General features: G+C 64.3%; 8 protein-coding genes and 1 pseudogene. 5 read left to right on the top strand and 4 right to left on the bottom strand.

Annotation, left to right across the window (positions count from 1 at the left end; translation table 11 throughout):
- Positions 1 to 138 precede the first annotated feature (138 nt).
- The 3 genes from ACP7AR_RS05340 to ACP7AR_RS05330 form a co-directional block, all read right to left on the bottom strand.
- Positions 139 to 1,104: a PstS family phosphate ABC transporter substrate-binding protein gene (locus ACP7AR_RS05340; protein WP_426183498.1), complete on the bottom strand. Its 966-nt coding sequence runs from the start codon at positions 1,102 to 1,104 to the stop codon at positions 139 to 141.
- A 142-nt stretch (positions 1,105 to 1,246) separates the two neighbouring features.
- Positions 1,247 to 2,419, bottom strand: a complete 1,173-nt coding sequence (locus tag ACP7AR_RS05335; protein WP_426183496.1) for an MFS transporter — start codon at positions 2,417 to 2,419, stop codon at positions 1,247 to 1,249.
- Positions 2,416 to 2,709, bottom strand: coding sequence for an ArsR/SmtB family transcription factor (locus ACP7AR_RS05330; RefSeq protein WP_426183494.1), 294 nt, complete (start codon positions 2,707 to 2,709; stop codon positions 2,416 to 2,418). The genes ACP7AR_RS05335 and ACP7AR_RS05330 overlap by 4 nt, the downstream gene beginning before the upstream one ends.
- 30 nt (positions 2,710 to 2,739) lie before the next feature.
- On the opposite strand from ACP7AR_RS05330, the pseudogene ACP7AR_RS05325 reads away from it, so the two are divergent.
- A pseudogene (locus ACP7AR_RS05325) lies at positions 2,740 to 3,137 on the top strand (flavoprotein); the annotation flags it as partial.
- A gap of 49 nt (positions 3,138 to 3,186) precedes the next feature.
- Here the strand turns inward: ACP7AR_RS05325 and ACP7AR_RS05320 are convergent.
- Entirely contained in the window at positions 3,187 to 3,588 is a 402-nt protein-coding gene (locus ACP7AR_RS05320) for a low molecular weight phosphatase family protein (protein ID WP_426183492.1), read from the bottom strand.
- 125 nt (positions 3,589 to 3,713) lie between these two features.
- On the opposite strand from ACP7AR_RS05320, the gene trxB reads away from it, so the two are divergent.
- The 4 genes from trxB to ACP7AR_RS05300 are packed head-to-tail and all read left to right on the top strand — an operon-like array spanning position 3,714 to position 7,222.
- The gene (gene trxB, locus ACP7AR_RS05315) at positions 3,714 to 4,691 is read left to right on the top strand and encodes a thioredoxin-disulfide reductase (protein ID WP_426183490.1); all 978 of its coding nucleotides are present in this window, start codon (positions 3,714 to 3,716) and stop codon (positions 4,689 to 4,691) included.
- Positions 4,688 to 5,785 carry an ACR3 family arsenite efflux transporter gene (gene arsB / locus ACP7AR_RS05310; RefSeq protein WP_426183488.1) on the top strand — a complete coding sequence of 366 codons (1,098 nt, stop codon included), beginning with the start codon at positions 4,688 to 4,690 and terminating at the stop codon, positions 5,783 to 5,785. Before trxB ends, arsB begins: the two co-directional genes overlap by 4 nt.
- A complete protein-coding gene (locus ACP7AR_RS05305) occupies positions 5,782 to 6,786 on the top strand; it encodes a metalloregulator ArsR/SmtB family transcription factor (protein WP_426183486.1) in 1,005 nt (334 codons plus the stop codon). Before arsB ends, ACP7AR_RS05305 begins: the two co-directional genes overlap by 4 nt.
- Positions 6,787 to 6,814: 28 nt before the next feature.
- Positions 6,815 to 7,222 carry an arsenate reductase ArsC gene (locus tag ACP7AR_RS05300; protein WP_426183484.1) on the top strand — a complete coding sequence of 136 codons (408 nt, stop codon included), beginning with the start codon at positions 6,815 to 6,817 and terminating at the stop codon, positions 7,220 to 7,222.
- Positions 7,223 to 7,239: the final 17 nt, after the last annotated feature.

Raw genomic sequence — 7,239 nt, 5'->3', positions numbered from 1 at the left:
CCCGCCGTTGTTCGAGGCGCACCCCCCCGGGCCGGGGCCCCCGGCCCACTGCGGGGGGGGGGGGGGGGCCCGGGCGGGTCGCGGGCCCCCCGCGCCGCTCAGTGACGGTGGTCATGAGTAACGTCCTGAGCGGGTGGTTCAGCCGAGTGACGCGAGCTCGTCAGAGGCAGTGGTGACCTGCTCCTCGGTGAGGGGAACGAACAGGGCACGCTCGGCGATGTCAGCGGAGTTTCCGACGTAGAAGTCGACGAACGCTTTCACCTGCTCCTTTTCGAGGTAGGAGGCGTTGTTGACGTAGATGAACAGCGGGCGGCCGAGCGGCGTGTAGGTGCCGTCCTGAACGGTCTCGGTGCTGGGCATGACGCCGTCGATCATGGCGGCCTTGATGACGCCCTCGTTCTCTTCGACATAGCTCAAGCCGAGGAAGCCAATGGCTCCGACGTCGCCGGACACGCCCTGGACGGTGATGTTGTCGTCCTCAGACGGGCTGTAGTCAGTGCGGATCGCCCCCTCTTCACCGTTCACCGCGTCGGTGAAGTAGTCAAAGGTTCCCGAGTCGGTGCCCGCACCGAACAGCGTGATGGCCTGGTCGGGGAAGCTCGCGTCGACCTGGTTCCAGTTGGTGATCTCACCCTCAGACTCGGGAGACCAGATGGTGTTGAGCTGCTCGACGGTCAGATCTTCGGCCCAGTCGTTCTCTGGATTGATGATCACCGACAGCCCGTCATTGGCCGCGACAATCTCGGTGTACTCGACACCCGCAGCCTCGCACTCCGCAGCCTCTTCGTCCTTGATCGGACGCGACGCGTTGGAGATGTCGGTCTCGTCGGCGCAGAAGGACTTGAACCCGCCGCCGGTGCCCGAAGTCGCGACGGAGATGTTCACGCCGGCCTCTTCGTCACGAAACAGGTCGGCTGCTGCCTCGGTGAGTGGGGCCACTGTGGACGAACCGTCGGTGTTCACGGAACCCGTCAGGCCCGAGGCGCCGTCACCCGATTCAGCGGGCTCGCCCGCTGCCGGCTGTCCACCGCAGGCGCTCAGCGCAAGTGCGCCGATGACGACCAATGCTGTGGACGCGAAGATCTTTGCTGTGGTCTTTCGCACGATTGCTTCCTTCATCTCAGTTACGTGTAGGCAGCCAATGAACTGCCTCAAATAGATGATTGTCTATTCGACGTATTCATAGAAGGTCATCTATGTGAACGTGAGGTGAACGAACGTGGAAGAACTCTCTTGAGTCGCTGTGTCAGGAGAATCGGGCGAAGGCGAGCGAGAGTGCCGCCAGGGCGACGGCGATCAATGCCATGGCCGAATAGGAGCCCGTCGCGACCGCGAGCAGCGGTCCGATGGCGGGTCCGAATGCGCTGATGAGGGTAATCGGCGCGGCGAAGACGCCGTTGATAGCACCGTAGTTGTGGGTGCCCCAGCGATCGGCGACGGCTGAGCCCTGTACGAGTGTCTGTGCACCTCGGACGGCTCCTGCGGCGATGCCGATCGAGATGAGCAGCCACGGTGGTCCGGGGACGAGAGCAAGGAGAGTGAGGAACACGACGCTCAGTCCGGCGGTGGCCGCGAGGGGAATCCAGGGGGCTGCGGTGTGCGGGATGGCGACGTAGAGGAGTCGCCCGATTACTTGACCTGCCCCGAGTAGTCCGAGTGCCCAAGCGGCGAGTTCGTAGCTCAGCCCCTTCTCTGTGAAGAGGGGGATGAGGGCGAGGGTCACGCTGAAGAGCGCCGCCGCCAGGGTGAGCATGGATAGTTCCAGCATCCAGAAGCGTCGGGTGCGAACGACCGTACTCACGGTATGAGCCTGGACGCTGTCGTCGTGAGGGATGGGTGTCCAGGTGCGTTCGAGGCTGAACCAGTGTAGAGGGACGGTGGTGATGAGTAGGACACCGGCGAGGAGTAGGAACGTCGTCCGCCAATCGGTGACGGTGAGAAGTCCGGCGACGATGGGAGCGAAGACAGTGGAGGCGAGGCCGCCGGCCAACGTCAGGATCGTCATCGCTCCGCGGCGGCGCGCCCCGTAACGACGGGCGATGACCGTGAACGCTGCCTGATAGAGCACGGCTGATTGTGCGATGCCGGCGATCACCCATCCGATCGTAAATACCGCAAGGTTCGGCGCGAGCACGACCACGATGAGTCCGGCGGGGCCGACGACGCTACCAAGAGTCATGATGAGGCGCGGGCCGCGCTCGTCGAGCCACCGTCCGACGACCACACCCGCCGCGGCGGATGCGATGAGCCCGGAGGAGAACGACAACGTGACCAGGGCGACCGGCCAACCCGTGTCATCCGCGATCGCAGGGGACGCGACGATGAGCGCGTAGAACAGAATTCCCCAGCTGATGACCTGCCCCACCGAGAGCGCGGCCAACCGGCCACCCAGTCGGGGTGGGGCATCCACTATGGTCATGCCGGGCGGAGTGCATCGGCGGCCGCGTCAAGCGCGCCGTCGTTGAGGGCGAAGTACGCCCACTTGCCTCGTTGTTCCCGCGTGACCAGACCGGCATCGGCCAGGAGCTTCATGTGATGCGAGACGGTGCCCTGCGAGAGGCCGACCGGCTCCGTGAGGTCGCAGATGCACGCTTCGCCACCTTCTCCGGCGGCGATGAGCGACAACAGCCTGACGCGCGTGGGGTCGCCGAGCGCTTTGAACACCCGTGCGACCTTTTCTGCGTCATCCGGAGTGAGGGAGGACGTCACGCGCGGAACGCAGCATGATGTCGCTTCGATACCGGCTTCCGCCCGGACACGGGGATGCTGCGCGAGCTGCGCACTGACCTCGACCCCGCGCTTGATGCCGTCGCCGGCATCGCCTCCGAGATCGACCCGAACATCCACTCCTGTGGCTCGGTGTCGGCAACGGGCGCCAGGGAACTCGCGCAGCCCGAGCAAGGTTTCTTCATCATCGGGGTGAAGTCCTACGGCCGGGCCCCGACCTTCCTCGCACTGACAGGCTATGAGCAGGTGCGCACCTCGCCGGCGATCACGAGGCTGCTGCACGCAACGAACTGGCCCTTCCAGACACCGGCGTATGCGGCGGTTCGGGAGACTTCGACGACAACGCCGGGAGCTGCTGCGCTGCTCCGCCCTTCCTTCAGATCGGCGCGCGTCCCGTCGCTGTCGGCTGACCGTACTCGGTGAAGGGCGGACCTCAGAGTGCGGTTCACCCTTCACCGCCTAGGCGATGAGGCGAGTAGCGAGTTCGCGCACCTTCTCGGCGACTGCGTCACGAAGTTCGCGCACGCCTTCGGTCTCCCAGTTCGACGGGTCAGGGAACGACCACTCGACTAGTTCGCCGGCCACGGGTCCGGGCAGCGGAAGCCCGGACTTCATGAGAACGATGACATCCGCCGTCTGGAGGTCTTCGACAGTCACCGCAAGCGGGCGTGCTGCGAACGTGTCAATCCCGAGTTCGTGCAGCGACTCAGCGATCGCGGGGTTGATCGCTCCTGCTGGGCTGATGCCCGCGCTCGTCGCTACCAGCTGCTCAATGCCAACATGAGTGAGCAGGTGGGCGCCCAGCTGCGAACGCCCCGCATTGTGCTTGCATATGAATAGGACTGCCTTCGGCTGGGTCATCTTTCGTCCTTGCTGTTGTGTGCAGTGATGTTGCTGTATTGACATGTTCTGTTCGCCAGGTGACGAGCAGGTGAACTCTCCTCAGCATGTTTGCAATAGGTATAGATAAATGTCAATATAGACACATGTCGATTCAAGAAGTTGAGCTGGTCATCATTGGCTCTGGCCCCGCCGGATACACCGCTGCGGTCTACGCTGCACGCGCGGGTCTGGCACCGGTCGTCCTCGCGGGCTCTGTCACCGCCGGTGGCGCGCTGATGACGACGACCGAGGTGGAGAATTTCCCCGGGTTCATCAATGGCGTGCAAGGGCCGGAGCTGATGGAGTCGATGCGCGTGCAGGCCGAGCGCTTTGGTGCTCGCATCCTACTCGACGACGCTATCCACGTTGACCTCGACGGTCCCCTCAAGATCATTGAGACCGGTGCAGGTGAGACTTTCCACGCTCGAGCGGTCATCCTCACCATGGGCTCGGCCTACCGCAAGCTTGGCCTCCCCGAGGAGGAACGACTGACCGGCCACGGGGTGTCGTGGTGTGCGACCTGCGACGGGTTCTTCTTCCGTGAGCAGGAGATCGTCGTCGTCGGCGGTGGCGACTCCGCGATGGAGGAGGCACTGTTCCTTACACGCTTCGCGTCGAAGGTCACGGTCGTGCACCGGCGTGAGGAGTTCCGGGCCTCGAAGATCATGGCGCAGCGCGTGCTTGATCACCCGAAGGTTGAGGTTGCGTGGAACAGCGAGGTCGCAGGCTTCGTCGGTGCTGAGAAGGTGGAAGCAGTCACACTGCGCGACACCGTCACCGGGGCAGAACGCGAACTGTCCGTGACGGGCGTGTTCGTCGCCGTCGGCCACGACCCGCGCTCTGAGCTCGTCGCCGGGATCGTCGATACGGACACGGACGGCTACGTTTTGGTCGAGCATCCCTCCACCCGCACGAATCTCGCGGGCGTATTCGCCGCTGGCGACCTGGTCGACCACACCTACCGGCAGGCCATTACCGCCGCCGGTACGGGCTGCGCCGCCGCTCAGGATGCTCAGCACTACCTCTCCGCTCTCGATGAGATGCCCGCCGCGTTGGTCGAGACCGAGGAGGTCTTCGCATGAGTACCGCAACTGCTCCCGCGCCGACCTCGACGCCACGCCGCCTGTCCACGTTGGACCGGTGGCTGCCCCTGTGGATCGGGCTCGCCATGGTCGCCGGCATCCTGCTTGGAAAATTCATCCCCGGCGTCTCGCCGCTGCTCGCGAGCCTCGAGGTCGGCGGGATCTCGATCCCGATCGCTCTCGGCTTGCTGGTGATGATGTACCCGGTACTGGCGAAGGTCCGCTACGACAAGGTCGCAGCCGTGACCGGCGACAAGAAGCTGCTGATCTCCTCACTGGTGCTGAACTGGCTCATCGGGCCGGCGCTGATGTTCGCACTCGCGTGGATATTCCTTCCTGACCTGCCCGAGTATCGGACGGGTCTCATCATCGTCGGTCTCGCACGATGCATCGCGATGGTCATTATCTGGAACGACCTCGCCTGCGGCGACCGGGAAGCGGCCGCCGTGCTCGTGGCAGTCAACTCGGTCTTCCAGGTCGTCGCGTTCTCGCTGCTGGGCTGGTTCTACCTCACCGTTCTCCCCGGCTGGCTGGGGCTGGACACTCAGGGGCTGGACTTCTCCGTCGGGGCGATCGCCCTGAATGTGCTGATCTTCCTCGGCATCCCGCTGCTCGCCGGGTTCGCATCCCGGTTCATCGGAGAGCGCCGCAAGGGACGCGAGTGGTACGAGGAGAAGTTCCTGCCGAAGATCGGCCCGTGGGCGCTCTACGGGCTGCTGTTCACCATCGTGCTGCTGTTCGCCCTGCAGGGTGAGCAGGTCACCTCCCGCCCGCTCGACGTTGCCAGGATCGCGCTACCGCTGCTGGTCTACTTCGCGGTGATGTGGTTCGTGGGGCTTCTCAGCGGGAGGACGCTGGGCCTCGGCTACGCGCGTTCATCGACACTGGCGTTCACCGCAGCAGGCAACAACTTCGAACTCGCCATCGCCGTCGCGATCGGCACATTCGGTGCCACCTCCGGGCAGGCGCTGGCCGGCGTCGTCGGCCCACTCATAGAGGTTCCCGTTCTCGTCGGACTCGTCTACGTCTCGCTCTGGGCAGCCAAGCGCTGGTTCCACACCGATCCCTTCACCGCCGAGAGGATACCGTCATGAACACCATATTGACCGACGACTCGTGTACACCTGCTACGAAACATCCAGTTGTCTCACAGGCCATCGGGCAGGATGCTGCAGCATCCGTCGCCTCGACATTGAAGGCACTCTCGGACCCGCTGCGACTCAGAATGCTGTCGGCCATCGCCTCCGACCCGCGCGGAGAATCGTGCGTGTGCGACCTCGCCGAGCTGGCGGATGTATCGCAGCCGACCGTCTCGCACCACCTCAAGGTACTCAAAGACGTCGACGTGCTGACTTCAGAACGCCGCGGCACGTGGGTCTGGTATCGCATCAATCCAGCCCGTCGCGGCGCTGTCACCGCGCTCCTCGACACGTTCGCGTCCTCGACGCTTGCTGCGCCCTGGCGAAACAACTCGGAGGATGTAGGTCTGCGCCCGGACTTTGATGCCCGCGTGACGCGTCTCGCCGAGGAGCTTGCAGCGGAGGTTCCTGAACTCGAGACGAGCACCGTACTCGCGCTTGTGCGTGAGTCCTACACCGCACTGGCGCGAACGGCCCGTGTCACATCCGCCTTGATTCCTCTCACCGAGCGCTTCGCTCGGCAACGTCTGAGTGACCTTACCCGCGATCGAGCGGTGGACGTGCCCCAGGTGCTGTTCGTATGCGTTGCCAATGCCGGTCGCTCGCAGCTCGCAGCGGCACTGGTGAATCAAGCGGCAGGAGGGAAGGTAGTTGCCCGTTCCGCCGGGTCGGCCCCCGCAGACGTCATCCACCCGCACGTCCGGTCACTGCTCGTAGAGATCGAAGGGGCTGCGGCGGCCGAACGGTTCCCGAAGCCACTCACCGACGACGCTGTTCGCGCCGCCGACATCGTAATCACGATGGGCTGCGGCGACGTCTGCCCCGTCATCCCCGGCGTCCGATACGACGACTGGGCCGTCGGCGATCCAGCTCTCGCGTCGGTAGACGGCGTGGAAGCGATCCGTGACGACATCGCCGTTCGCGTTCGCGTCCTTGTCAATGACCTTCTCAACTGACCACACCTTCTCGAACTGGACAAAAACCATGACTGACACAACCACCAAGCCATCCGTCCTCTTCGTCTGCGTCCACAACGCTGGACGATCCCAGATGGCCGCAGGCTTCCTCCGCGACATCGCCGGCGACCGCATCGAAGTCCGCTCCGCCGGGTCAATACCCGCAGACCAGATCAACCCGACCGCCGTGGAAGCGATGTCGGAACTCGGCATCGACATCACCGCCGAGCAGCCCAAGGTGCTGACGACGGAAGCGGTCCAAGCATCCGACGTCGTCATCACGATGGGGTGCGGCGACGCATGCCCGTTCTTCCCGGGTAAGCGTTACGAGGACTGGGAACTCGATGACCCGGCAGGTCAGGGCATCGATTCCGTGCGCCCGATCCGCGACAACATTCGTGCGCGCATCACGCAACTGGTCAGCGAACTCGTCTAGCTGACCACAGGCAACGC

The organism is Microbacterium sp. TWP3-1-2b2, from assembly GCF_049896145.1.
GTDB lineage: Bacteria > Actinomycetota > Actinomycetes > Actinomycetales > Microbacteriaceae > Microbacterium.
This window is presented reverse-complemented; position numbering and strand designations above follow the sequence as displayed.